General features: G+C 58.0%; 29 protein-coding genes and 1 tRNA gene. 13 read left to right on the top strand and 17 right to left on the bottom strand.

All coding sequences use genetic code 11. The features are described 5' to 3' along the window. Positions 1 to 512 precede the first annotated feature (512 nt). The 5 genes from SIB72_RS11770 (at position 513) to SIB72_RS11750 (ending at position 2,511) form a co-directional block, all read left to right on the top strand. The gene (locus SIB72_RS11770; protein WP_413743982.1) at positions 513 to 1,046 is read left to right on the top strand and encodes a PAP/fibrillin family protein; all 534 of its coding nucleotides are present in this window, start codon (positions 513 to 515) and stop codon (positions 1,044 to 1,046) included. Between the two features lie 181 nt (positions 1,047 to 1,227). Further along, complete coding sequence (locus SIB72_RS11765) at positions 1,228 to 1,437, top strand: hypothetical protein (RefSeq protein WP_115120249.1); 210 nt, start codon at positions 1,228 to 1,230, stop codon at positions 1,435 to 1,437. 81 nt (positions 1,438 to 1,518) lie between these two features. Then, positions 1,519 to 1,761, top strand: a complete 243-nt coding sequence (locus SIB72_RS11760; RefSeq protein WP_413743981.1) for a DUF2973 domain-containing protein — start codon at positions 1,519 to 1,521, stop codon at positions 1,759 to 1,761. 3 nt (positions 1,762 to 1,764) lie between these two features. Continuing rightward, on the top strand, positions 1,765 to 1,965 hold the full coding sequence (locus SIB72_RS11755) for a hypothetical protein (RefSeq protein WP_413743980.1): 201 nt from the start codon (positions 1,765 to 1,767) through the stop codon (positions 1,963 to 1,965). 243 nt (positions 1,966 to 2,208) lie between these two features. Beyond that, positions 2,209 to 2,511: a hypothetical protein gene (locus SIB72_RS11750; RefSeq protein ID WP_413743979.1), complete on the top strand. Its 303-nt coding sequence runs from the start codon at positions 2,209 to 2,211 to the stop codon at positions 2,509 to 2,511. A 478-nt stretch (positions 2,512 to 2,989) separates the two neighbouring features. Here SIB72_RS11750 and SIB72_RS11745 read toward each other — a convergent pair whose 3' ends face one another. The 4 genes from SIB72_RS11745 to nrdJ form a co-directional block, all read right to left on the bottom strand. Beyond that, positions 2,990 to 3,136, bottom strand: coding sequence for a hypothetical protein (locus SIB72_RS11745; protein ID WP_413743978.1), 147 nt, complete (start codon positions 3,134 to 3,136; stop codon positions 2,990 to 2,992). A 324-nt stretch (positions 3,137 to 3,460) separates the two neighbouring features. Beyond that, entirely contained in the window at positions 3,461 to 4,009 is a 549-nt protein-coding gene (locus SIB72_RS11740; RefSeq protein WP_413743977.1) for a hypothetical protein, read from the bottom strand. A 900-nt stretch (positions 4,010 to 4,909) separates the two neighbouring features. After that, positions 4,910 to 4,994, bottom strand: a tRNA-Ser gene (locus tag SIB72_RS11735). Positions 4,995 to 5,048: 54 nt separating this feature from the next. Further along, complete coding sequence (gene nrdJ / locus SIB72_RS11730; protein WP_413743976.1) at positions 5,049 to 7,379, bottom strand: ribonucleoside-triphosphate reductase, adenosylcobalamin-dependent; 2,331 nt, start codon at positions 7,377 to 7,379, stop codon at positions 5,049 to 5,051. 329 nt (positions 7,380 to 7,708) lie between these two features. Here nrdJ and SIB72_RS11725 point away from each other — a divergent pair, with 329 nt between their 5' ends. From SIB72_RS11725 to SIB72_RS11715, 3 genes are all read left to right on the top strand, one after another. After that, entirely contained in the window at positions 7,709 to 8,539 is an 831-nt protein-coding gene (locus tag SIB72_RS11725; RefSeq protein ID WP_413743975.1) for a class I SAM-dependent methyltransferase, read from the top strand. Positions 8,540 to 8,575: 36 nt separating this feature from the next. Next, positions 8,576 to 10,240, top strand: coding sequence for a peptide chain release factor 3 (locus SIB72_RS11720; RefSeq protein WP_413743974.1), 1,665 nt, complete (start codon positions 8,576 to 8,578; stop codon positions 10,238 to 10,240). Between the two features lie 389 nt (positions 10,241 to 10,629). Then, complete coding sequence (locus SIB72_RS11715) at positions 10,630 to 11,319, top strand: CPP1-like family protein (protein WP_413743973.1); 690 nt, start codon at positions 10,630 to 10,632, stop codon at positions 11,317 to 11,319. 1 nt (position 11,320) lies between these two features. Here SIB72_RS11715 and hslO read toward each other — a convergent pair whose 3' ends face one another. Both hslO and SIB72_RS11705 read right to left on the bottom strand, forming a co-directional pair. Continuing rightward, positions 11,321 to 12,238, bottom strand: a complete 918-nt coding sequence (gene hslO, locus SIB72_RS11710) for an Hsp33 family molecular chaperone HslO (RefSeq protein WP_413743972.1) — start codon at positions 12,236 to 12,238, stop codon at positions 11,321 to 11,323. Between the two features lie 5 nt (positions 12,239 to 12,243). Further along, positions 12,244 to 12,891 carry an ABC transporter ATP-binding protein gene (locus tag SIB72_RS11705; protein WP_413743971.1) on the bottom strand — a complete coding sequence of 216 codons (648 nt, stop codon included), beginning with the start codon at positions 12,889 to 12,891 and terminating at the stop codon, positions 12,244 to 12,246. A gap of 95 nt (positions 12,892 to 12,986) precedes the next feature. Between SIB72_RS11705 and SIB72_RS11700 the strand changes: the two genes are divergently transcribed. Together SIB72_RS11700 and SIB72_RS11695 are read left to right on the top strand one after the other, a co-directional pair. Then, the gene (locus tag SIB72_RS11700; RefSeq protein ID WP_115121007.1) at positions 12,987 to 13,436 is read left to right on the top strand and encodes a DUF3531 family protein; all 450 of its coding nucleotides are present in this window, start codon (positions 12,987 to 12,989) and stop codon (positions 13,434 to 13,436) included. A 5-nt stretch (positions 13,437 to 13,441) separates the two neighbouring features. Then, positions 13,442 to 14,236, top strand: a complete 795-nt coding sequence (locus SIB72_RS11695) for a 16S rRNA (uracil(1498)-N(3))-methyltransferase (RefSeq protein ID WP_413743970.1) — start codon at positions 13,442 to 13,444, stop codon at positions 14,234 to 14,236. 31 nt (positions 14,237 to 14,267) lie between these two features. Here SIB72_RS11695 and SIB72_RS11690 read toward each other — a convergent pair whose 3' ends face one another. Further along, positions 14,268 to 14,750, bottom strand: a complete 483-nt coding sequence (locus SIB72_RS11690) for a hypothetical protein (RefSeq protein WP_413743969.1) — start codon at positions 14,748 to 14,750, stop codon at positions 14,268 to 14,270. A gap of 322 nt (positions 14,751 to 15,072) precedes the next feature. Between SIB72_RS11690 and SIB72_RS11685 the strand changes: the two genes are divergently transcribed. Further along, a complete protein-coding gene (locus SIB72_RS11685) occupies positions 15,073 to 15,219 on the top strand; it encodes a hypothetical protein (protein WP_413743968.1) in 147 nt (48 codons plus the stop codon). 36 nt (positions 15,220 to 15,255) lie between these two features. Here the strand turns inward: SIB72_RS11685 and SIB72_RS11680 are convergent, their stop codons facing one another. From SIB72_RS11680 to SIB72_RS11670, 3 genes are all read right to left on the bottom strand, one after another. Beyond that, positions 15,256 to 15,534, bottom strand: a complete 279-nt coding sequence (locus SIB72_RS11680; RefSeq protein ID WP_115121011.1) for a hypothetical protein — start codon at positions 15,532 to 15,534, stop codon at positions 15,256 to 15,258. A 158-nt stretch (positions 15,535 to 15,692) separates the two neighbouring features. Beyond that, a complete protein-coding gene (locus SIB72_RS11675) occupies positions 15,693 to 15,908 on the bottom strand; it encodes a hypothetical protein (RefSeq protein WP_413743967.1) in 216 nt (71 codons plus the stop codon). 295 nt (positions 15,909 to 16,203) lie between these two features. Further along, positions 16,204 to 16,626 carry a hypothetical protein gene (locus tag SIB72_RS11670; protein WP_413743966.1) on the bottom strand — a complete coding sequence of 141 codons (423 nt, stop codon included), beginning with the start codon at positions 16,624 to 16,626 and terminating at the stop codon, positions 16,204 to 16,206. A gap of 86 nt (positions 16,627 to 16,712) precedes the next feature. Here SIB72_RS11670 and SIB72_RS11665 point away from each other — a divergent pair, with 86 nt between their 5' ends. After that, positions 16,713 to 17,465: a DUF92 domain-containing protein gene (locus SIB72_RS11665; protein WP_244281678.1), complete on the top strand. Its 753-nt coding sequence runs from the start codon at positions 16,713 to 16,715 to the stop codon at positions 17,463 to 17,465. Here the strand turns inward: SIB72_RS11665 and SIB72_RS11660 are convergent. The 7 genes from SIB72_RS11660 to SIB72_RS11630 are packed head-to-tail and all read right to left on the bottom strand — an operon-like array spanning position 17,450 to position 23,788. After that, complete coding sequence (locus SIB72_RS11660) at positions 17,450 to 18,322, bottom strand: sigma-70 family RNA polymerase sigma factor (protein ID WP_413743965.1); 873 nt, start codon at positions 18,320 to 18,322, stop codon at positions 17,450 to 17,452. The two genes, SIB72_RS11665 and SIB72_RS11660, sit on opposite strands and share 16 nt — an antisense overlap. 21 nt (positions 18,323 to 18,343) lie before the next feature. Then, positions 18,344 to 18,595 carry a hypothetical protein gene (locus tag SIB72_RS11655; protein WP_115014675.1) on the bottom strand — a complete coding sequence of 84 codons (252 nt, stop codon included), beginning with the start codon at positions 18,593 to 18,595 and terminating at the stop codon, positions 18,344 to 18,346. Positions 18,596 to 18,649: 54 nt separating this feature from the next. Further along, entirely contained in the window at positions 18,650 to 19,318 is a 669-nt protein-coding gene (locus tag SIB72_RS11650; protein ID WP_413743964.1) for a GDSL-type esterase/lipase family protein, read from the bottom strand. A 34-nt stretch (positions 19,319 to 19,352) separates the two neighbouring features. After that, on the bottom strand, positions 19,353 to 20,900 hold the full coding sequence (locus SIB72_RS11645; RefSeq protein WP_413743963.1) for a phosphonate ABC transporter: 1,548 nt from the start codon (positions 20,898 to 20,900) through the stop codon (positions 19,353 to 19,355). After that, positions 20,897 to 21,673, bottom strand: a complete 777-nt coding sequence (locus SIB72_RS11640) for a phosphonate ABC transporter ATP-binding protein (RefSeq protein WP_413743962.1) — start codon at positions 21,671 to 21,673, stop codon at positions 20,897 to 20,899. Before SIB72_RS11640 ends, SIB72_RS11645 begins: the two co-directional genes overlap by 4 nt. Beyond that, positions 21,670 to 22,569, bottom strand: a complete 900-nt coding sequence (locus SIB72_RS11635; protein WP_413743961.1) for a putative selenate ABC transporter substrate-binding protein — start codon at positions 22,567 to 22,569, stop codon at positions 21,670 to 21,672. Before SIB72_RS11635 ends, SIB72_RS11640 begins: the two co-directional genes overlap by 4 nt. A 37-nt stretch (positions 22,570 to 22,606) precedes the next feature. After that, positions 22,607 to 23,788 (bottom strand): pyridoxal phosphate-dependent aminotransferase, encoded by a 1,182-nt coding sequence (locus SIB72_RS11630; protein ID WP_413743960.1) that lies wholly within the window; start codon positions 23,786 to 23,788, stop codon positions 22,607 to 22,609. A gap of 109 nt (positions 23,789 to 23,897) precedes the next feature. Between SIB72_RS11630 and SIB72_RS11625 the strand changes: the two genes are divergently transcribed. Next, entirely contained in the window at positions 23,898 to 24,302 is a 405-nt protein-coding gene (locus tag SIB72_RS11625; RefSeq protein ID WP_115121475.1) for a VOC family protein, read from the top strand. Positions 24,303 to 24,307: the final 5 nt, after the last annotated feature.

The raw sequence follows: 24,307 nt of genomic DNA, 5'->3' as shown, positions 1-24,307 counted from the left end.
CCCGACAAGCCAAACAGCCAGACGCTTCGACCCCCCCTATTCAGCCTTCTGAATACTGGGTTTAAGCAACACATAGAGCAGGGCCGTCTTCCTTTCGTGGAAGGCGGCTTTCTCTTTGCGGAGCTGTTCTCGCTGCTTGGTCTGCAGCATCGGCAGTGTTCCTTTCTCTGCAAGGTCAACTTGATTGAGCTGCCTCGACTCATCATTGGCGGCTAGTCGGTCTGCTTCTGGGCTGGTACCTCTTCAAGGACAGCAGCCTCTGGGAGGTGAGCTGGAAGAGGGTGATCACTGTGGATTGGATGCTTAGGCTTCTTCTTGGCTGGGTCCTGTCGACCTCAGAATGATTGCGTTGCCACAAGCCTCCATGAGTGCAGGAGGCTCTTTCTCCCTCATGAGAGAAAGACGTTTCCGTTCAGCGACCTCTTCTGAAGCACTGCTGGGCACCAGCAATTGCCTTTCCACGCTCTTTGCGTCAGCCAGCCAGCATGGATCAATTGAGGATGTGAGGGGCAATGGCAAGCAAGCGTGACGCATTGCTTTCGATGCTTGAGAGCAACACCAATCACCCGAGCCTCAGCACGCTGGTTGCAGCTGTGGAAGAAGAGCAACCTGCTGATCTAAACCTCGATGCAGAGCTGTTGTCTGGCGTTTGGGATCTGCGCTGGAGTAGTTCCAGTCAGCCTTGGCTGCGTCAGGCGCCCTGGCTTGAGAATCTTCAGATTTTGGATCCTGCTCAACAACGAGGCTGCAACCTGCTTCGTCTTCGCGGGCCCCTGGGGACCATCGGTGCCATCAGCGTGCAGGCTGACCTGAAATTGATCGACTCCCAAAGGGTTGAAGTGCGTTTCCGTCAAGGAGGGTGGTTAGGTCCACGGATTCCTGGGATTGGCCAGATCAAGCTTTTGCGAGAGGTGCAACAAAGTTTCCCTGCTTGGCTGGACATCACTGTGTTGGACAGAGATCTGCGGATCTGCCGAGGCAATGCAGGCACCACCTTTGTTTTGTCGCGACGCGATGCGATCAGTGCTCAGCAATTTTTGAATTGAACAACTTGTTTCTCCAAAGCTTGATCAGTTCGCCCACCTGAGGCTGTAGTTGCACTGGGCTGAGCTCACATTGCTTTGCAGCTCCAAGACATCCATTGCTTGACAGCCACCATCGTTCCTCGTTTGCCGATGACTAGCCGTGACATCTGAACTGCAGACTGGGTGGAGAGTGACTTAGGCGATGCCTCCTGATCTGGTGATTAACGGCAAGACCATCGCCGTGAATGCTCCCAGTGACGTCACAGTCGCTCAGAGAGTGGCCAAGCACATGCAGCGCAGGATCGACGAAGACGATTGGCGCCCTTACAAGAGCAAAGCCGAAGCAGTGGCCGCCTGGTCAAAGCTTGGTGGGATTCGCGTCAAGGTGATGCAGGCGCTCGCGCTTCTCTGAGCTCGTCGCACCCAATGGCGGCCAACCGCGCCAAGACAATCAAACCTGTTAATATTTCTTCATAATGGGTTAGGCGATCCGATGCTCTCTGCTCTCTTCCCGCTTGCTTACGCGGCAGTCTTGATTTGCCTTCTCCTGCAGGCATTTCGGATGATGCGAATGGCGACCAGCACAACTCCATCAGCAATGAGACGATCGCAGGACAGGACAGGTCTTCGGACCGTGCATCCAGAACTCTTGAATGAGCATGGGCAAATCACTGATGAAGAGCTGTGGACCGTGCGCTTCTCCGATCAAGAGGGTTTTGCTCCTTCTCAGGGCTGATTGATGTCCATCGATTCTCGGTGCAAGGAACAGCAGCGTGTCGCTGATCAGATGTTGATGGATTTCAAGCACACGGCACCCGGCTCTAAAGAGCAGCTCCGGTCGTTGATGACCCTGAGCTTCCTGGTCAGTATGTGGGGCGACTTTTTTAAGAACGAAGAGAAACGCATGAACTCGGCCTTGGCCTTAGAAGCCAGCAGCTGAAGCCCTTGGGCCTGGGGCGGGCTAACGCTTTAGGCCGGGAATCATCCAGTTGAGTCTGCGAAGCTGTTTTGGGTGTGTTCCTGCTGCTTGGCCAGAGCCGTCTTTTTGGAGACGATGGCTCTGTCGCTCCCACCTGGCAGAAGGCGCTGGCCTAAGCCGCCCAGCACGGAAGAATCCCCCAGTTGGGGGATGCGCAGATCTGATCCCTGGGTTCAGATGGGATTGGCATGAACTGCTGAGCTGATGAGCGCCGAAAAGGAAATTGATCGCTTGGAGCGTGAAATCAACCAAGCCTCTGGTCATGGTGGTGGAACGGATAAGCCTGGTTCGCTCCTGTCCGGTGGCGACGGGCAGCCACCAAAGAAGCCTGGTGGTCGTCGTGGCAACACCGTGCTCGTTCTTGTCAGCGCACTTCTCTTCCTAGGCCTGGTTCTGCCGATCGCCAAGCGAATGGGCCAGTGCCACATCGATGCCCTCAGCAACGCAGCCGTAGGAGCTGCCATTGGCTTAACGGTGGGCTTTGGTCTAGGCCGGCTCAGGCCCTGATGCTTTTGCCATCGTGATCCAACCCTCCCTTTTGTGGCTATCTAAACAAGATCAATCCCCCTCCCAGCATGGACCCAAGCCGTTTCACCGCTCTCCTTTTGGTCATCATTGGCGCTGTGGTTTTCGTCACTGCAGCTGAGCTATTCACCTTCTGGGTTGGTGAAGCCGCGTTGACTAGAACCAAAGCGAATTTTGCTGCGAAAGTTTCGACGTTCAAACGCTCACTTCCAAGCCTCTCGATCAGGCCGCGTCGGAAGACTGCTTAGTCGCTCCATCAATGCCACCAGGCTGTCTAAGCATTTTCAGCGTTGTGTTCAGAAGCCTGGAGTGTTTTCCATCTTTTCCAGCTCCCAATTCTGTATTCACTTGAATCAAATTGCTGAACACACATGTTCAGCAGTGCTTCTCCTTGTTTATAAGGGCAGGCAATAACAAACCCCGCTTGTGGCGGGGTTTAGTGGGTGACTTGCAAATCGCTTCAACGAGTAGTTGCTCGATGAATCTCGTAAATAGCGTGAGCAATCGGAATGACTTGCCAAAGCCCACCAGATACTGCTTCCAGGTCCTGGTCGGACAATGCTTCGGATGCTTGGTCTTCTTGAACTTGAGTGTTGAGTTCAGACATGGTTTTAAGTGAGTTGAGTGAGTGATGTGTGGGGTGTTGCCCCCTCGACTCCTTCAAGATCACAGCCCCTCTGGTGAACCCCAGTGCATGGTTTTGGTGGTTGCATAGGCAGCTTCTGGTGAAATCCTGGTGATCGCTGCAGACCCACCTCAGCCCCTGCACTGACAACGCGCACAGACACCACAAAACCCCGCCTTTGGCGGGGCTTTGTGGTGTTGTGCCGGGGGATGGATCAGTCCTCACCTCCACTGACTGCCCTGCTTTTCCATTCACTGGTGTTGTATTGCTTTCAGCCCGCAGGCATCAGGCTCCCCGGCGGTCTGATCAGTAGCCGTAACGGGGCTGCTGCACATAACCGGAGTGCTGTTGGTAGCTGCTCTGCTGCTGATAGCCATAAGCAGGCTGGTGATACACAGGAGCCTGAGGAGCAGGGGCGTAGTTCACCGTCTGGTAGCCGTAGCCAGGCTGCTGCCGCATCTGTAGCTGCATCTTGAGCAGCTCGATCTCTTGCTGCTGCCTGAGCAGAGCCAGTTCAGAGGACGAGACAGAAGCAGCTTGTTGACGCTGCTGGCTGCCGTTGATGATTTGGCCCAGCAGGCCACCACCAAGACCAATCAGTTGGGTTTGGGTGTCGTGCTGGCGATTGCGGCGTGCTTCTCGTGAGGCCCAGTCGCGGTGGTCTCCGCAGTCACGGCCAGCGATGAATCCACCACCATTAGGGCCACGACCACCAAGGGCGACTGAATCACAGCCGCCGGCACGGCCAAAGGTGTTGTAGGGATTGGCTTGTGCAGCAGGGCCTGCAACGGTCATCAAGGTGGCACCAGCGGCGAGGGAGGCAGCAGCGGCGGCGATGGTTTTGATCATGGTCATTGGTCTGATGGGGGTGATGAGTGAGGTGGGATCGCTCCCTCCGATGCATTCACCATCTCCGGATTCACCAGCTGACCTGCTGATCTGACTCAAGCAGTGCTGTGAGCTTGCTCACAACAGCGCAGAAGTCTTTTGGAAACTGGGTCGTGTCATCGCTCTCGTTTGCCCACACGGCCAAAAGCGCTCGGTCAGACGCGCCACAACATTCAGGCTCTCGAGAGCAATGCTGAAGAGCAGCGGCTGATCGTGTTCTTCGCAGCTGCCTGCCATTGCCACGCCGTCTCCACAATCATGCGGTTCTGCTCAGAAGGCAATGCGCGATTCGACCGATGCCAAACACCCCCTAGCGGGTGGAAAGTAAGGCCATCGAGATCGGAGGTGCCCATGACGGCCGACACTCCACCAGCGCAGATCAAAGAAGCAGACTGACTTTCTGGCCCCTGCTCCAACAGTCTCAACCATGACCAGGGTTGGTCCTTTGGTAGGCATGCATCGGTCCGCCACGCCAATCGACACTCCACTTGCACCGCCCTAGGTGCCCTCGGAGTCAACGACCCAACACCTAGAGCCCATGGCCCCAGGGCGCCTTGAGCCAGACGCTTCCACTCTCTCTCTTCTGACGTGATGGGTTGAACCATGCACAAACGAGCGAGCTAGGCCGTCTCTCCATCGGGAGGGGCGGCCTTCCTCTTTGCAGCCGAGTCAATCCGCCGTCCCCGGCTCGAACTTGAACCGAGATGCTTGGCGTTTCTGCCCATCGTTGACCGATCTGACGTTGAGTATGTGTTGATCGCTGATGCCCTCTCCCTCTCTCTCTCCGCGACAACTGATCAGTTCGGTGGCTTGGCTCGGCCAATAAAAAACCCTGTATGGAACAGGGTTTTTGGTCTCTGATTGGAACGGAGAGGGTGGGATTCGAACCCACGGATGCTTTCACATCGCTGGTTTTCAAGACCAGAGCCATCAACCACTCGACCACCTCTCCAGGTGGATCAGCCCGGAGTACCGGGACGATCCAATTTTAAGGCCTGACGTCGACTCAGTTCGTTGGTTTTGCCAGCGGTAACAGGCATTTGTCGGAATCGCAGCCTGCAGGCCCTGCTTCGGTGAGCTCACCACTGTCGTAACGCTTGAGTGCGTCGAAGAAGTTGGTGTTGACTCGCCGCTTCACCACCTCTAACTGCATCTGCTCATAGGTCTCCGCATCAATCGGCTCAAATGGCAAACGTGGGAAGGTGGCGTTGGCATCGAAACGAGCTAGGAGGGCAGCGGAGATATAACCTTCGCCACGCTCGATGGTTTGATGCAAGGCTTCAGCTAGTGGCTCGATCTCATGCTCACGAAACTCGATCGTGGCTGAGGTGTTATGCGCCGTGTAGTGGCTCTGAACCTGCATATAAAAGTCGAACTGTGCCATTGCTGAGAAGGCATTGATGTCGACCGCATCAGCTCCAGGCAGATTGGCCCAGCTCACCTCGGTTGGGATCTCAACCAACCATTCCGTGCAGCGTGAATCGAATGGATCATCGAGCAAACGACCCTGGTCATCCTTGTCGGACTGGGATGGAACCACGGTGTAGCCGTAGTCCATGCAGGCCATGGCCACTGGATCGTTCTTGCGGAAGGTGATGCGACGGATGAAACGCTGAGCCTTGGGGGGGTGCCAACCAGGAGCGGCACCTGTCAGCAGACTCTTGGTGCCGGCGGGTTGCACCGTGGTGCAGCGGTTCGGCCGACGTAGCCCCTGACGATCGCAGTAGTCCCACACCGTTTCATTGACGATGGTCTTCCAGCGGCTCAAGAAAGCGGCTTCTTGACGCTTGAACTCCTGTCCCTCTTCTGTGTCGGGGCGCCCGGCTTCCCACCAGTTGAGCCAGGGAGTGCCGAAGGCATGCACGAAGAAATCGAACAGCCCCGTGAAGCTCACGCCCACAATCGGATCCCAATCTCTGCTTTGGCGATAGCGTTCGACCTCGAACTTGTGGTTCAGCAGGCAGGCCACTGACAGAGCTCCAGCGCGGAAGGCATCCCGCTGGCCCTCTTCGTCGCTGGGGTCGATCTGGTTGAGGTGAATCTCAGCCAGATTGCAGTGGAAATCAGCTCCGAGGATTTCGCCACAGGGGTTCAGGCCGTAACGGCTTAAGCGGTGCTCAAGTTCTGCAGCCTCGATTGGGCCGTGGTTCAGGCTGAGCCAGCGAGCCGCTTCCTCGCGTCCCTGGTCGCAGTAGATATCGATGAACTCTTTGCGTAGTTCAGGTGTGGTCAGCAGGTCTGCATTGGAGCGGGCGATCGCTTCAGGGGCGAATTGGATTGCACCTTCACCACTGTGGAACTGCTTGATCACCGCTTCGCGCAGCACGTCTTTACTGGGACGTGTGTGATAGACGCGGGTGTGGTTGGCCATCCGCAGGGCATCCCGTTCGGGATCAATGCGCCAGTTGCCTTCGTCATCCTGTTGCCAGAGATTGTCTTTGGCGGAGGAGGCTTCCTGGTCGTTGGCTGCGAACTGGCGCATGCCTGCACTGCGCCGGATGTTGCCGGCCACGATGGTGACTGCGGCTTCGTCAATCAGCAAGCAACATTCAATCGAGGTGAGCCTGCGGTTGATGGCTTTGCCCAGCAGCCGTGCGACCCGTGCGTAGAGATCTTTCAGCTTGACGGGATTGGCCATGCCGCCGAACCCCTTGAGGGTTTCTCCGACAGGGCGTACATCGGAGAGGTCAACAGTGACTTGGACCAGTTCACCGTTGAAGCGTGCATCGCTTGAAAGCTCAAGCAGCAGTTGATAGCTGTCGACCCAACCGCGACGCGTATCCCCGACTTTGATGGAAACCTTGTTCCCCACGATCTCGTGGGTCGTGGTCTCCTGGCGTTGGCCAGCGGGGGTGATGCCGATATCGCTGACGCCCAGGACTTCAATCGGGTTGCGCACGATCGGCAGCCGATCGATCAGTCTCGGCTCAATGATGGCGCCGGTTCCACAACCCATCATCGCCAGGTCCATCATCAGACCAAAGGCTTCCCAGTCGATCAGATTCGTGGATGTGCAGTTGTAGGCCCCTGAGAAATTTTCCTGCTGCTCGATCCAAGGGGTTCCACCGATCCAGAGCCAACGTCCCGAGGGCAAGGCCTTCTTCTCGGTCTGCATGCGCTGCATCAGCGCAATCTCGTCCTGATTGAGTTGTCCTAGCTGCCGCAGACCTTCGAGGTTGCGCTGACCCACTTGGTCCCAGCTTTCCCGTCCTGTGGTGGTCTTGCGGCTGTAGGTCCTGTAAAAGACCGGATTGGCGGCTGGGGCAGTGGCCGGGAAGTCACCGTTGGTGAGATGGAGCGTTTGTGCGTCCGTCGCACGGCTGGGTGTGAGGGTCACTGAAAGGACTCATTGTCAAGCGTCTCCGCACACTAACGCCACCCATGGGGGCTGCAAGTAATCGATGCCACCATTGGCAGTGCCCTTCACACTTCTGGCTTCGGTTCCGTCTGAACCCGCTTTGGGCCGCTGTTTCTAGGTCGTGCCTGTGGGCGGAGATGGCGTCAGCGCGTCTCTCCCTCAACGTTGCTTGTTTGATTGACTTGGCGGCCTGCAAGCTTTCGCTGATGGCATGCAGCTGCCCTCGCTCCAGTTGCATCAGGCTTGTCTCGATAAGGTGACCGAACTTGGGCATGCGTTCGCCTTGAAAGGCTCACCCTTGTGGGCGGATGTCAATCACCTTCTCCTCAGCCAGCAGGCTCTTCGCCGAGGCTGATCATTGCTTTCCAGCCAAGGGCCTTTGCCATGACCGCATCGATCTCAAAGGTGATGTCGCCCTGCCCATGATGCAGCGCATTCCTGAGCCTGAATTGATGGATGACTTCCATCAGGTTGAGGCGTATGCCAACGCTGATTTCAGTGGGACTGACGACGCGTTTGTGGAGCGTCTTGGCCAGCTTTGTGTTCAGTACCACTGTCCCTTTGCTGCGGATCAAGTCTTGCTGGATCTGGGCTGCGGACCTGGCAATATCAGCCACCGGTTGTCGAAGGTTTGGCCCGCTTGCCATGTGATCGGCATTGATGCTGCTTCGACCATGCTGTCTGTGGCGAGAGAGCGGCAAGCAAGGGATTTGGGTGCTGTCCGCCACCTCCATTTCCGTCAGCTCTCACTTCGCGACTTGGCCGATCAGGGTCCCTCAGCCTTCGCTACTGATCAACAGCCGCGGTTGCATGCCTCTGGCGTCATCAGCAATAGCCTGCTGCACCATCTCCACGACCCACAGCAGCTTTGGCTGGCCACCGCCAAACTTGCTGCTCCAGGGGCTTTGGTGCTGCATCGAGACTTGCGCAGGCCATCGAGTGCGGCGGCTGCGCTGGCTCTACGCGAACGTCACCTCGCGCATGCGCCTGAGGTGCTTCGTCATGACTATTTGGCCTCTCTGCATGCAGCCTTTACCCCAGAGGAGGTGCAAGACCAGCTGAACACTGCAGGCCTGCAGACGCTTGATGTGATCGAGGTGGGCGATCGCTATCTCGACGTGATTGGCCGTTTGCCTTGATCCGCTCTGGCAGGCTGTAGCCATTCCTTGTCTTGAATGAGCTCGGTGTCCGCCAACGTGAACAGCGCTTCAAAGGCAGAAGGCACCTCTGTGGAGGAACTGGCTCAAGCAGTCGATCGGCGGCGCAATTTCGCGATCATTTCGCATCCGGATGCCGGCAAGACGACATTGACCGAGAAGCTGCTGCTCTACGGCGGCGCCATTCAACAGGCGGGTGCCGTTAAAGCACGCGGAGAGCAGCGCAAGGTGACGTCTGACTGGATGGAACTCGAGAAGCAGCGCGGTATCTCGATTACGTCAACGGTGCTGCAGTTTGACTACGGCACCAACACCATCAATCTTCTCGATACACCTGGTCACCAGGATTTTTCCGAGGACACCTATCGCACCCTTGCTGCAGCCGATAACGCTGTGATGCTTGAGGACGCCGCCAAGGGACTTGAGCCACAGACCCGCAAGCTGTTTGAGGTTTGCAGGATGCGAGAGATTCCGATCTTCACCTTCATCAACAAGATGGACCGGCCTGGGCGAGAGCCGCTGTCTTTGTTAGATGAGATTGAAGCTGAGCTCGGACTCACCCCCTGGGCTGTGAATTGGCCGATTGGCAGCGGCGAGCAGTTCCGTGGCGTGATTGACCGTCGCACCCGTCGGGTGATTCTGTTCAGTCGTGCTGAGCGGGGGCGTCAGTCGGAGGAGCAGGTCCTCGCGCTTGACGACCCACAGCTCAAGGAGTTGGTGGAAGACGACCTGCTGGAGCAGGCAGTCGAGGAAATGGATCTGCTCGAGGCGGCTGGCGCAGAACTCGATCTTGAGATGGTGCATGCAGGCGAACTCACGCCTGTGTTCTTTGGGTCAGCCATGACCAACTTTGGTGTGCGGCCATTCCTCGATGCGTTTCTGGAGATGGCACAGCGTCCCATTGCCCGCAGTGGCAGTGAGGGCCCGATCGATCCTTTACGGCCTGATTTCAGTGGGTTCGTTTTCAAGCTTCAGGCAAACATGGATCCACGCCATCGGGATCGTGTGGCATTCGTACGCGTCTGCAGTGGTCGCTTTGAAAAAGATATGAATGTCCGTCACGCCCGCACGGGCAAGACAATCCGTCTCTCCCGCCCCCAGAAGCTCTTCGGTCAAGAGCGCGCCGTCGTTGAAGACGCCTATCCCGGTGATGTGATCGGACTGAACAACCCAGGCATGTTTGCGATTGGCGACACCCTCTACACCGGTACGAAAGTGGAGTTTGAAGGGATTCCCTGCTTCAGTCCTGAGATCTTTAGTTGGCTTCGTAACCCCAACCCTTCAGCCTTCAAGAATTTCCGGAAAGGCGTGAATGAGCTCCGCGAAGAGGGAGCTGTACAGATTTTGTACGACACCGATCAGAGCCGTCGTGATCCAATTTTGGCCGCTGTTGGTCAGTTGCAATTGGAGGTGGTGCAGCACCGTCTTGAAAATGAATACGGCGTAGAGACAAGGCTTGAGCCTCTTGGCTATCAAGTGGCTCGCTGGGTCAATGGTGGCTGGGCTGCGCTCGATAAAGTCGGTCGGATCTTCAACTGCAAGACGGTGCAAGACGCTTGGTCGCGACCGGTTCTGTTGTTCAAGAACACTTGGAATCTCAATCAATTGCAGGAAGAGCACGTTGATCTGGAGCTCAGTTCGGTGGCCCCAGTGGTGAGTGGTGTGGAGCCCATCTCTCTCTAGGCCCAGTGCTTGAAGGCTCACCTCACTCGCGATATTGGCTTCATTTCGCCAAACTCATAGAACTGAATTCGAACCGCGATGGTCGACACCATCTGGTTGCACCGAGCCAGCGCCGATGGAGGCATTGACTACGTCTGTTTTCGTTCCTGCAAAGAAGATGTTGAGCTTGTTGAGGGTTATCACCTTCCTCCCCAGATGCCTCTGATCAAATCTCGGTCATCTCTTGGCTCTCTGCAGGCACGTGATCGGCGTGATCATTTCGAAAAGTGCCTTGGATACCGGCACGGCCCACCGGTGTTTTGATTTGCCACTGTTTGATGGGACATGCTTGCTGAGCACGCCGCACTGGCGCCTATGTCGATACGCTCTAGTTAGCGTTCAAAGGGCTTATGGCCTCCGGGGTTGATTCCGGCTCAAATTCCGGTTCCCAGGATCCCTACTCACGCCTTGGCATCACGCCTGATAGCGGCTTTGAGGCGGTACAAAAGGCCAAGGCATCGGCCCTTGAGGCTGCCGGAGAAGATCCTCAGGCTCGAGCCAAGGTGGAAGTTGCCTATGACGCTGTTCTGATGGCCCGTTTACGCGAGCGTCAATCAGGTCGTGTGAGCATCGCTGCGGCTAGTGCCTCCGAGCGTGAACAGCAGGTGAACTCTCAGGCAGCCCCTTCCAGCGGTGGTTCGGGAGTGCTAACCCGACTGCGTCAGTTCTCTCTTCCCACCCCATCTGGATCCGCCGCTAATTGGATGCCGGAACTCTCCATGGTGGAGGGCCAGGGGCTGGTTGTACGAACCGTTGCCGGTGGCCTGGCGGTCTTGTTGCTGCTGGTTGCCTCCGGTACGGCCGAACTCGTGCTCTCTCTTTCCACCATCGGCTTATTCCTGAGCCAGGTCCGACGCGGTCGTCGTCCACTCCCTTCTCTTGGCTGGACTCTTCTGCTTCTGGCCGTGGGCTTGGGATTAGGTGTTTTGATCCTCAGCTTGGTTGGTGCTGCGTCCGTTGGACTGCCTTTGGCAGTGGATCAGCTCCAGGCTCTCCCTGCCGTGCTTCTGATGCTTGCAGGAGCCCTGTTGCTGGCTTGATTCAACCGGCTTGACGAGCCTCGCTGATGAGCTCTTTGAGTCCATTGGCATCGACTCGATACACCTCATTGCAGAAGTGGCAGATCAGTTCAGCCCCGCCATCCTCGTCAAGCATCGTTGTTAATTCCTCGGCGCCCAGCAGCTGAAGAGCGCCAAGACTGCGCTCATAGCTGCAGGGGCAATGGAATCTGATCGCTTGGCTTGGTTCCCCCGCTGGGATCGGCTGGGGATCAAGATCTGGAAAAACATCGTGGAGTAGTTCTTCGAGGTTGTTGTTGCAGGCAGAAAGCCGTCCGCTGAAGTTGGCGATCTCTCGGCAACGCTCCTCAAGTAACGCCACCAGTGCCGGCTCTTCCGCTGCCTTGGGAAGAACCTGTACCAACAAGGCTCCGCTGCATTGCAAGCCACTGCTGTTGATCTTCTCCCCGACAAACACGGCAGAGGGAGTTTGTTCCGAATGGAGCAGATAGGAGGCCACGTCCTCTCCGATCCCTCCCTTCACGAGTTCCACTGTGCTGCTGAAGGGCTCTCCCTTGCCTTCATCACGCACCACATGCAGATAGCCCGTGCCAGCGGCTTCTGCGAAATCAAAGCTGAAGTGGCCATCCGTATCGGGCACGGGATCCAGTTCGAGCGTCGGGTTGCCGACATGGCCGCGCACAGTGCCATTGCGACCGGCATCCACAATCAGGCCGCGTAAGGGGCCATCCGACCCAATGCGCAGATTGACGCGTCCATGGCTCACCTTCATCGAACTAGCGAGCAGCAGACCTGCGCCCATGGCCCGTCCCAGCATCACGGTGGTGAGATACGAAAGCCCATGGCGTCGGCTTGCTTCCCTTGTTGTTTCCGTGGTTGACACGGCGACCAGTCGAATCCCCCCGCCCGCTGCGGTCGCCCGGACAAGGCGGTCACTCATGGCGATCACTCAGCTGCGGCCAATGGTGACAGAGCACGGAGCTCTCCTCCCTGCAGTTTCCACTGCTCGCACTCCCACCGATGGAACAGATCCGGTTCATGGGTGACCACGATCAAGACCTTCTCTTTGGCCAAGTGCTGCAGCAGTGCGAGCACGTCGTCGCGAACCGACCAATCCAAACCTGCCGTGGGTTCATCAAGGAGCAGCACATCAGGCTCCCTCAGCAGTTGTACCGCGAGGGCGAGGCGACGCTGTTGACCACCGCTGAGTCGTTCCGGTGCCTGCTTCAGATCCAGATCATTCAGCCCAACCCGGCGTAGACCTTGATGCAGTCGCTCTGTGCTCATGCGGCGGTGCCCGAGCTTCAGTTCTTGAGTCACGCTCAGACCCAGGAAATGGCGTTCTGGGAATTGGAACACCACACCACACAACCAGCGACGTTGCCGGCGGTTCAGCTGTTGCCCTTGCCAGGTCACCCTGCCCCGTTGTGCACCTGAGAGACCGCTGATCACCTCGATCAAGCTTGTTTTGCCACTGCCACTGGCTCCTGAGATCAGCGCTGGGCGTCCTGGAGACACCTTCAGATTGATCTCTCCCAACACCGACTGTGCTGCCGTGGCCGGTTGGTAGTGCAGGCTTTTCAGTTCAAGCATCGTTCCCCGCCTTGGCCGGTTGCGTGGATTCCGTGGCCACAGCTTGAAGGATCAGCGCCCGCCTGCAGCGATGATGAGGGAGTGATTGCTCGACCATGAACGTACGTTTTCGCGAGGTTGACCCGTTCAACTGCTGGCTGTGGCTTCGCTTCACCGAGATTCCCAGTCAGGGTGAGCGTAACTATGTCGATGGCGTATTCGATAGTTGGTATGTGCTGGGGCGACTCGGTGGCTTCAATGCCGAAAACCTGCAGACCCAAGAAGAAGGGGATCAGCTCAGTTGGATGAGTTATGACAACGACGCGGCAGCAGCGGCGATGCCTGCCTTGATGCACAACATGGGGCAGCTGGAGTACCACGAGCAATGGGGACGTTGCTGGGTGGATCTCGGAACCACCGATGCCCTCGCTCTTGATGTGCTGATCAATTCCTTGCGCCAGCTGGACAGTGATGTCGTGCAATTAGAGGAATTGTTGGTGGGTGGTGAAAACGAAGATTGGCCAGTTGAAGAGCACCCTGACAGCGTCTTCCCTTCATCCAACTGAGCCGCATGGCAGAACTTCGTCGTCTGCTAATCAGACCAGAACGGCTGCAGGACAGCGGGTCTGGGATTCATCTTGAGCCGAAGGAAAGCCATTATCTGCGTCGAGTTTTGAGATTGAGGCCAGGAGATGCTCTGGCTGTGGTCGATGGACAGGGCCACCTTTGGACCGCCCGAGTGGTGGATGGTGAGCACCTAGAGCTGGGGCAGTCGCAGGCTCACCCCTACCTGAGCCAGAGCGCTCCTTTCCCTCGTTTGGGTTTGGCTGTGGTGGGTGTGCGTCGTGGCATGGATGACCTGATGCGCATGGCGTGTGAGTTGGGCATCGATTGCATCCAACCGCTCAGGTCCCATTGGCGTACGCCCCAAGCTGAGGATCGTCCTGATCGTTGGCAGGTCATCCTCGATGAGGCTGTGGAACAGAGCGAGCGTCTTTGGATGCCGCGGCTGCTGTCCACAAAGGCTGTGGCTGATTGGTGGGGTGAGCCCGATCCCGCTTGGGCACGTTGTTACGCCACAACACGCAAGAGCACGTTGCCCCGCCTGTCGACCTGGCTTGAGCACAGGCTGATCACGTCTGATAACCCTCTCCCAGCCGAGGTTTGGATGGCTATCGGACCTGAAGCGGGCTGGACCGAGGGTGAACAGCAGCAGGCCGTCGCTCTGGGGTGGACTCCAGTGCAGATGGGGTGTTCGATTCTTCGCACTGCAACGGCGGCGGTGACGGCCACGGCTTTAATGACGAGCTGGCGGGCGACAGCCCTTGAGGTAGAGCGCAGTCAGTCGCGCTCTGTTGAGAAGTAGGGCACCTGGCTCTCTCTAGTTGTGATTGAACTCAGCGCAGTAGATCGCTCACTGCGACACAGAAGGTCAGGACCTCGACCTTTCCTTGCTCCTTGAGGACGGCTAAGACAGGCACCTCGTCTGGCCAACAACCTCGAGCTTTGGAAACGAAATGAGCCAGGTCGCCGGCACTGACGGTTCCGTGGCCTCGGCGCTGGACGTCTTTTCTCCAAGCGTCGTAGAGACCCGCGAACTCACCGGCCTTCTCCAGGTTTGTGTCGCTAAGCATGGATTCGAGTGCTTTTGCGGGGCCTTCATTCAGGGTCAGATTGAGCCACTCCTGGATGAGGGGGTGGTCAACGTGCTCGCACACGGTGAGGTGATTGCCGATTGCACTGACAGGGATGACGACAGCCTCTCCGCACTCTTTGACAAGCACAACTGGTGAGCTGAAGCTCCAGACGTTTTCCTCCTCGATTCGCTGGGCGCATTGGCACAGGGTGGTCTCGTGGAGCTCGACCAGCGCTTCAGACATCGACTCTGAGTGGCTTGGGTCGCCTGTCATGGGAACAGGTTAGGCATCCTCAGTGTCACTTCAAACCAGGCCATCAAGTCTTAAGACGTCAGAGGATGTGATGGTGGCGTCTTGACTGATGCCAGGGGAACGCAGCCCCTGATGGCTTGCCTCAGGTCGCTGTTCGCTTCGAAAGATCTGCGGCCAAAACCTGGCTGAACCCAGGTTGTCCCCCTCCCTCGCAGTCCAAATGGCTCGAAGGATCTTGAGCGACAGAGAGGCAAAGGCGGAGTCTCTTGGCGTTGTCTGTGTCGCTCCTCCAGACCTGGAGCGGCAGAGACTGATGAGCCCAGCTGTGCGTGCGGTGCTGGAGCGTCATCAGGTAACGACCTCGCTTGAGCGTGTGGAGGTGCTTGATCGAGCCTGTAGTCGCGGTGAGCTCTCCGCGAGCGAATGTCAGGCCATCGGGCAAGGTCGACGCAGGAGGTAGCGCGATGACTGACTGATTGATTGATTGGCCAAGCCCTTAACGGCGAAAACAGTAAAAACCGTTGCTTGTGGCCACTGACCGATTGAAGTCTCCTAAGACAGGGATCGGTTGCCCTTCGGTGAAAGTCCTGAAGGGCCAGTAGGGCCTGGTGTCACAGATCAGCTTTTGGCAACTGCAGATGTACTTTTCTGCGCTGAGTCCTTTTTGATCCCATTCGGCAAAGATCTCGCTAATCGGGATGTTCTGCTGCTCGAAGCGTTTGGTCGCTGGTTGCTGTCCGTAGGCAGAGCCAGCGGTGAGCAGTGCAAAAGCCAACCCAGCTGATAGATACAACGTCCGCATCTTCATCTCGACGCAAGTCACTGATCTCATAGTGCGCAGAGGTCTGGATGGAGGCCAGGGCTCAAACAAGGATGAGATCTTCTGGCGTTGAGGCTGAGCTTAGGTTTTGGTCAGGCTTGGCTGAAGCTTGCTCAGAGGATGACCCTTCCGCAGAATCCTGAGGGGCGGATCGAGTGCTGATCGGCACCAGCGTCTTGTGGAATCGTGGCTAAGCAGGCTTGGGCCGGGCTGGAGCTGTTCAGGAGGATCGTCTGCATCGCCAAGGCTGAACCCAGCATCAGCACAGATCCTCCGGCCATTCCCGCCGTGAATGCGATCAGGGATTTGATGGTGAGTTGAACTTGCATGGGTCGTCTTGGTCGATGCCATCAACATCGACTGGGCTTTGGTGAAAGCCCGTGCTGCTTTGTTTGCAAGTTCAGGACGATTTCTGGTGAAGACCTGGTGAACCAGGCCCGACGGACGCTCGGCTTGCGGTTGATTGGCGCAGCGCGCTCAAGTGCAGTCAGTGCAGCCCCGCTGTTTGCCTGTCTGTGTGTTGTCTTTTGGATGCTCTTGAACGGGTCTCACAAACAGATTGGAGACCCGATTGGCTGGCATGGGCTCAGACGCTGAGCATGGTCTTGCTGCACGGAAGCAGCGTTAGAGACTGTTCTCACGACCTGTGTTCGGGCCTTTGAACAGCTCGTTGGCCATCGAACGGAAGCCCTTAAGGCTGGCCCCAGGACGACGACGTTGTTGCCGCAGGGCATTCCCCGGTTGAAGGGCTTCGGGGGCAAAGGTGCTCAGGGTCGCCACGGGCCGCTCAGCTTCGGCTGCAGCGAGTTCAGCGGCAATCGCCTCGGCGGTTGTGAGGGAGGCGTCGTTGGCTGTTTTGGCCTTGCCAGCAGGCTTGGAAGCAGGCTTCGCTGACCCTGCTTTCTGCTTCGGATTGCTCGCTTTGGCCGCGGCAGACTCACTATCAGGTTCAGCTTCCCGAACAGGGGCAACGGTCACCGAAGCAGTGCTCGAGGTCTTGGCACCATCCTCGAGTTCGAGGAAAAAGCCTTTCTTGTTGAACACCATGTCGTGATCTCGACAGTGACCTTGGCTGATTATCCGTTGCCTCAGGCCCTTCACGGTTGATGCTTAGGGCAGTGCAACACAGGCTGATGGCATTTCCCGCTCAGGATCTCACCATCTGGGGGATCGCTTTGGCCCTCAACGGCGTGTTGATCGCCCTCGCTCAACGATTGCCTTTGCTGACCAAAGCCGGCTGGGTGCATGCAGGGATTCTCGGCACGATTCTGTGGGGATGCCTCGGTTGGCGTGGCTGGTTGGCCGTGGTGATGTACCTGGTGTTGGGCTCCCTTGTCACCAGAGTTGGCCTTAAACGCAAGCAGGAAAAGGGACTGGCGGAGGCCCGTGGCGGACGTCGCAGCCCGGCCAATGTGTGGGGATCAGCTGCGGTTGGTGCCCTCATTGCTCTGTTGATCGGTGCGGGACTCGAGCCCGTTGGCCTCCTGCTGGTGGGATTCGCTGCCAGTTTTGCCGCCAAGTTGGCTGACACCTTTGGCAGTGAAATTGGCAAGCGCTGGGGACGCACCACCGTTCTGATTACGACGCTGCGACGCGTCCCTGCAGGCACGGAAGGGGCCGTGAGCCTTGAAGGAACCCTTGCGAGTGCTGCCGGCAGTGCAGTCATGACGTTGGTGGCCGTGGCATTGCAGTTGGTGCCTGCTGGGCCTGAAGCCTTACTCGTTGCCAGTGTTGGCTTGGTGGCCACCCTGATCGAAAGCGTTGTTGGGGCTTTGGTGCAGGAGCGCATCTCCTGGCTCAGTAATGAACTTGTGAATGGGTTGCAGACAGCGATCGCGGCGATGCTGGCGATTGTCGCCGCGAACCTGCTTCAGCACCTCGGCTGACCCCCCACGCCGTCTCTGCCTGCGGCCATGTCTTGCAAAACTTGCAGGGATTGCCTGAGGACCGTCCTCACCTCGACGTGACTTAGGCCCTTCTGGCGGCCAATTTGGCGAACGGTCTCTCCAAGGACGTAATGGCGAATGAGCAGCTGACGGGCATGGTCAGGCAATTGGCGCATGGCTTGATGCAACCATTCCAGTTGGTAATCGGTCTTGGTGTCTGTGCGCGAGTCCGCGAGTTGTTCAATTAACGCCGTCGCTGCTGCTCCTGTGGATGTTGCGGCGCTGGTTCCCGGTTGGTGAAGGCTGACCAGATAGCGATGCTGATGGGCCTCGAGCGCCTGCAGCCAGCGGTCCACTGAGACATCAAGAGCATCCGCGAGCTGTCTGTTCAAAAAAGGAGGCAAACCTTGTTGCAGCCGTTGTTGCTGGATTTTCATCCCCTGCGCATGCAGGTTCAGCAGCCGCCAAGGAATATGCAGTGTGCGCTCTCGATCACGACGAAAATGCATGATCTGGCCATTCGCCAGAGCCATCACATAGCTGCTGATTCGGTGCCCGCGCGATGGGTCAAATCGTTCGGAAGCTTTGATGAGACCCAGTTGGGCTTCCTGGAGAAGATCATCGTGTTCGCCGCTGCCGCGGGCCAGCTGACGGCCTGCAGCCAGGTGTGCCAGACCGAGATGGCGCAGAACACGTTCATTGCGTCGTCGGACGCTGGGGTCGAGCTGTCTTCGGTTTTCTTGGCGGATCCGTTGTTGCTCGACTGTTGCTTGATCTGAGTCTTGAACCTGGCGTCTACGAACCATGAATGGTGGAACCACTGCATTCACGCTCTGTGTTTTCACGGGCGGTTCCATCACCCTCAGGAGTGATTCTGTTCACCCCAGAGGGGGTATGAATTCCTGCTTCAGCACGGCAATCAGCTCCAGGCATGAACGCATGGGCATGCCGTTGTCGAGACTTGGCTGAATTTCCGCTTCCAACGTTCGGATCACAGATTCAGCACTTTCCCCTCGCTGCATGAGTTCCCGCACCGCGAGGATGGCGGCCTCTTCCGTAAAGCCGAGCAGAAATTCCTTTAACTGGTCTGTGCTGGCTTTAGCAATAATCGCGGCAGTGGGGTTGGGCACAGGTAGGTCCCGTTAGAAGGCAACTTTAGGGAAACTGTGTGTGCCCAATTAGCTCTAGAGGGGCGTGGTCTGGGTTTGAGCTTCTAATCCTGCCCAGCTGAGTAGGGCTGGCCAATGCATCACCCGTTGGTGGATCCAGTGGTGTCCATCGGCATTCAGATGAATCCCGTCCGGCTCGATCCACCCCAGCCAACCCGTTTCCTGTTGCATCGCCTGATGCAAAGGCAGAAACGGCACATCCGCTTCGAGGCAGGCCTCTTCCAGCTGTGCCTCGTAGACCGCAACGGAGGCATTGTCGTACCAGAGGCACTGCGCGAATGGCATCGCAGCTTCATCCACGGCCGTGAGGCCCAACACCATCACCTGCGTTCGCGGTGCCATCGCCCGAATCAGTTGTTCGACTCCAAAGCGATAGGCCTCAACCGAGAGTTGGCGTCGCCCATCGGCACGACCGACCCTGGCGCTGTCGTTGAGGCCCACGGCCAGAAGTAAGCCAGCGGGTGTTTGACGACGAAGCTCTCCGCGGCGCTCCCATTCTTGTTCCCATCGTTTTGCCACGTTTTCCAGCCCATCACCGCGCACGCCGAGTGGATAAATCAACGGCATCTCAGGTGTTTGCATCCAGCTCAGGCGCAGCCGCTCACACCAACCACCGCCTACTCGGTCCCCCCATCCGTAGACGCCGCTGTCGCCGATCACCGTGAGTTGGCGGGGTGCTTGCATCGCTGAGGGCATGTTCTCTCACAGCTTTGCAGGCCTAGGTGGACGCGCTCTCGCCTGGGGTTCGTAACCAGCGCTGTCGAAGTCCATCACTAATGCTTTCCCCAGCCAGGGTGAGCAGTGCGAAACAAGCGATGATCAGCAGCACCGCCGCCCAGTGAAAAGAACTGAGGGATTCAATCAGCATCCAGCCCAGTCCGGTACCGCCTACTAGACCGACGACAAGCGTTTCCCGCAGAATGACATCGGTGCGATAGGCCCCGTAGGCCAGGTATGAACGGCTCTGTGGGCTGAGGCAGCCAAGCAGCCACGCCTGTCTTGGCCCTGCCGCGGTGACTTCGATGGCCTTCATCGTTCCAGGGCTTTGCTGGTCCAGTCCCTCCACCAGCAGGCGTCCCATCACCCCGGCGTTCTGAAGGCCGAGGGCCAGCGCTGCCAACGCCAGGGAGGGCAGATTGGCCAATAGAAGCATCAAGAGCGTGAGCGGTGGCGGAAGGACTCTTTGAAGCGTCCAGAGACCGAGGAAGACCTGTTTCGCGATCCTTCCAGGAAAGATCAGCAGGCAGAGGGGCGGAAGGGCAATGGCAATACCAGCTGCCAAAAGCGTGAGTCGCATGGTTTGCTCGATCATCCGCAGCCATGGCAGCTCTGTGGCAGCGAGCTGTAAGGCGCTGATATCAGGGAGCGGTGGCAGCATCAGTTGCAGGGTTGTGCCGCTGGTGGGCAGCAGTTGCTGGAGCCAGTGGCCGCCAACCAGCACAGCCAGCACGGTCATGGTCAGAACGCTGACACCGTTCCATTGGCTGGGGTTTGTTTGTTGTCGATGCCTCCAGAACGTCAGACCTTGTTCCAACAGCACGCTGAGGAGGATTAACAGCCAGAGGCCCGACCAGAATTCTGCGAACCGAAGGGACTGGAGGGTGAGTTGCAGCTCTGTGCCGATCCCGCCCAGGCCGAACACACCCAGCAAGGTGGCGCTGCGTAGGGCGCATTCCAGTCGATAGCCGCCGTAGCTCAGCAAGATCGGCTGAAGCGGAGGGCCGATGCTGGAAACAAATGCTGCGGGGGCTGAAGCTCCGCTTTGCAGCACCGCGGTCAGCCTTCGCCGGTCGATGCTGTCGATTTGGTCTCGAAACACCCGGGCGACCAGAGCGGAATAGGGAATGGTGATCGCCGCAACTGCAACCCAGGGATGCAACCCCAAGACTTGCAACAGCAGCAGACCCCAAAGCAGTTCGTGGATCGCTCTGGGCAGTGCTAGCAGGCTGCGTATGGCGGCAGCAGGCCAGGTGGGGATTTTGGCACTCTCCCAGAGCACATCACTGCTGAAAACCCCCAGCAGCAGGCCGATCAGGGTGCTAAGCCCCCAGCCAACCAAGGCTGTGGCCAGGGTGACCTGCAAGCCTTCCCACAGCGATTTCAGCAAGAGAGGGTCCTTGCTGGGCTGCACGGCTCCTTGGAGGAATCGCCACCAGGTTTCGAAACCGCCGCCATGCAGTCCCTGCCCCACCACGATCAACACGGGAACGAGAGCGAGAGCCGGTAGCAGGCAGAGAAGAGGTGCGCTGACGACGGGTCGCTTCATGGCTTGGGAGCAGACCGGCGTCCTTCTGATGAGGCGCGGTAGAGCACGTCTAGATCCTTGGTCGTGATCGATGCGGAAGGAGCATCCATCACGACGTGTCCATCGCGTAGGGCAATCACCCGGTCAAAACGATCGATCAGATCTGGACGGTGCAGGCAGACCACCGTCGTGCTCGCCAAGATGTCCCCTGCAGATGTCGGTGTTTGCCGCAACAGGGTGTTGAGCAAGTCCTGCACCAGTGCTGGGTCGAGATTGGAGAGCGGCTCATCCGCCAGCACAAGATCCGGGCGTTGCCGAAAGAGGCGTGCCAGCGCAACGCGTTGGCGTTGCCCTCCTGAGAGGGTGGTCACGGAGCGATCAATCAAGTCTTGCTGCAGACCTGCCTGCTTCAGGCAGGTCATGCAGGCATCGCGTTCCAAAGGCACCAGCAGATTGGCCAGGGCCCACAACAGGGAGCGACGCCCAAGCGCACCGCAATTGATGTTTTGGGCCACCGACAATTCCTCCACCAGGTGGAGGTCCTGCCAGAGCGTGCCGATCCGTCGACGCTGGCGACGTGGAAGTTGATGCACTGGTGTGCCCTGCCAGAGCACAGTGCCGCTGCTCGGTTTGAGACTTCCATTGGCGATGGAGAGCAGAGTGCTCTTGCCGGCACCACTGGGTCCGATCAGAGCAATGGTCTCCCCTGCCCTGAAGGTAAGGGAGACGTGATTGAGGCGAGGGCTGTCGCTGCTAGTGAGACAGACATCGCGCAGCTCAAGCATCACGGTCAACGGATCTTGCCCAGTTGCCTCCCGACGGTTTCGATCGGCGCATACTGTGACGCCCATGCCGGGATGAACTCTTCAGCTGCAAACAGGCTCAGGATTGTTTTGCCGTTGGCGGTTGTTGGTTTGATCCCAAGAATGGCTTTTTGCAGCTTTGTTGTGAATCCGCTACCGAATCGTTTGTCTAGGCCAGGACGGGCAACCCAGTGGTAATCCACATACGTAGGTGTACGCCAGATCACCGTCACTTTGTTCGGATCGGCTGCTCCGGATTTCAGCGCACTGGTCCAAACCTGTTCGTTTAAGGCACCGGCTTCGTAGGAGCCGCTCTGCACAAGAGCGATCGTTGCGTCATGGCTGCCGCTGAAGCCAGGGCGTCCCCCAGCGAATTGATTGGGAGTGACACCGCCCTGCTGGAGGAAGTGCTGAGGCATCAATCTCCCGGACGTGGAACTTTCCGATCCGAACGTGAACCGTTTCCCCTTGAGGGTCTGAAGTCCTTCCAGGCTGCTGATCGATTGCAGACCAGACTGGGTATTGGCGATGAAGACGCTGCGGAATTTGGCATCGATGTCCCTCTGGGCAAGCACCGTGGCCCCGGGGGTCTGGAGACGTGCCTGCACCCCGGTCAGTCCGCCAAACCAAACGACGTCGAGGCCTCCGGTGCGAAAGGCACTGACCGCCGCTGGGTAATTGCTAACGGGCACGTAGCGAACGGGCACCTGAAGCTTCTGGCTGAGCTCTTGGGCCAGAAGTCCGTAGAGCCTGTTCAGTTTCTCGGGGTTCTGATCGGGAATGGCACCGATCCGCAGGGTTTCAGCTGCCCAACTTGGAAGGGCCGTCGTTGAAAGACTGCAGAGCAGTGCAAGGCAGACGACGGCCCGGTGTTCTCGTGCTGGCATCGAGGAATGGAATGTTCTGAAGGTGATTCAGTTCAGTTCAGAGCTGGCTGGCGAGCAGGGGCTCGAGCCGACTGAGACCGTCTTCGATCGTCTCATGCGAGACGGCACAGGAGAGGCGGACACAGCGGTCATCACCAAAGGCGGCGCCAGGGACAAGAGCTAGGCCTTCCCTTTCCAAGGCAGCCTCACAAAATGCCAGTGAGCTGCTGACATGATCCGGCAGTTTCGGGAATGCATAGAAGGCTCCACGGGGAGGGACCAAGGTGAGTCCATCCAGGGCCTTGAGCCCCTCTGTCAACAACCGACGACGGCTATTGAAGCTGGCTGCCATGCTTTTGACGCAATCCTGAGAGCCACGCAAGGCGGCTAGAGCTCCTCTCTGGGCGAAGCTGCACACGTTGCTGGTGCTCTGGCTCTGAAGGGCTGCTGCCGCTTTGATCACCTCGGGTGGTGCGACCAGATAGCCAAGTCGCCAGCCAGTCATTGCCCAGCCTTTCGCGAATCCGTTCACGACCATCGTGCGTTCTGCCAGATCGGGTGCCAGTGCAGCAAAGCTGTGGTGGGTTTCACCCTCTTCGAGCAGATACTCGTAGATCTCGTCACTCATCACCAGCAACTGGGGATGACGTCTCACGATCTCGGCAACTGCCAACATTTCGCTGCGTTCAATCACCCGACCGGTTGGGTTGCCGGGGCTGTTGATCACCAGTAGGCGCGTGTTCGGGGTGATCGCTGCTTCCAGTGCATCCAGATCAAGGCTGAAGCCCTCTTCGGCCGAGGAGGGAATCACCACGGGTTTGGCTCCGGCCAGTCGGGCCATTTCTGGATAGCTGAGCCAGTAAGGGGCCGGGATCAGAACCTGATCGCCAGGGTTGAGTAGCACCTGGAACAGGTTGAAGATCGCTTGCTTCCCACCGTTGGTGACCAGCACGTTGGTGGCGGTGGAGGGAATGTTGTTGTGCTGAGTGAGTTTGTCGGCAATGGCCTCTCTGAGCTCAGGGTCCCCTGCCGCAGGCCCGTAGCGGGTGACTCCATCGTGAAGGGCCTTAATCGCTGCCTCAACGATGAAATCGGGAGTGTTGAAGTCAGGCTCCCCTGCCGACATGCTGCAGATGTCACGACCATCCTGTTGCAGTGCCTTGGCGCGGGCACTAATGGCGAGGGTGAGGGATGGCTTGAGGGCTTCGGCCCGATTTGAGAGCACGGTCGGGCGGGGCATCAGCGCGGCACCCCTCCACCGGGTGCGCATTAAGACACCATCCTGCCTGATCTGGTGTCGTGGACAACCGTATCTGCGTCAACATTTGTGGGTGTCGCTACAGCGCCGAATGTCCGACCCAGGATCCGCTGGCATACAACTCAGCTGGGTTCTTGCCTCGAGTCAACCCGAGCGGATTGCCCTCTTTTATGCACGGCTTCTCGGCCTGACTCCCCAACCAGGAGCCTCCTCAGCTCACTGGCTTGTGATCACTGCCGAAGGGGAACGCCTGCAGTTTTATCGACCGTCCAGCCAACGACCCCAGCAAGCTCAGGGTCGTGCCTGGTCGCCCTGCTTCACGATGGCGACAGAAATGGCACCAATGCAGCGCTTGGATCGTTGGTGCAGAGACGCCTTGGATCAGGGTGCATCGCTTCACGAGGCCGCCCGGATGGAACCTTTTGGGGCTGAGTGCTGGATGAAGGACCCCGATCAGAATGACTTTCTTCTGTTGGTGACTCCGTCGCTGCACTGATGCTC

It is taken from the genome of Synechococcus sp. MIT S9451, from assembly GCF_047304725.1.
Taxonomy (GTDB): Bacteria; Cyanobacteriota; Cyanobacteriia; order PCC-6307; family Cyanobiaceae; genus Synechococcus_C.
This window is presented reverse-complemented; position numbering and strand designations above follow the sequence as displayed.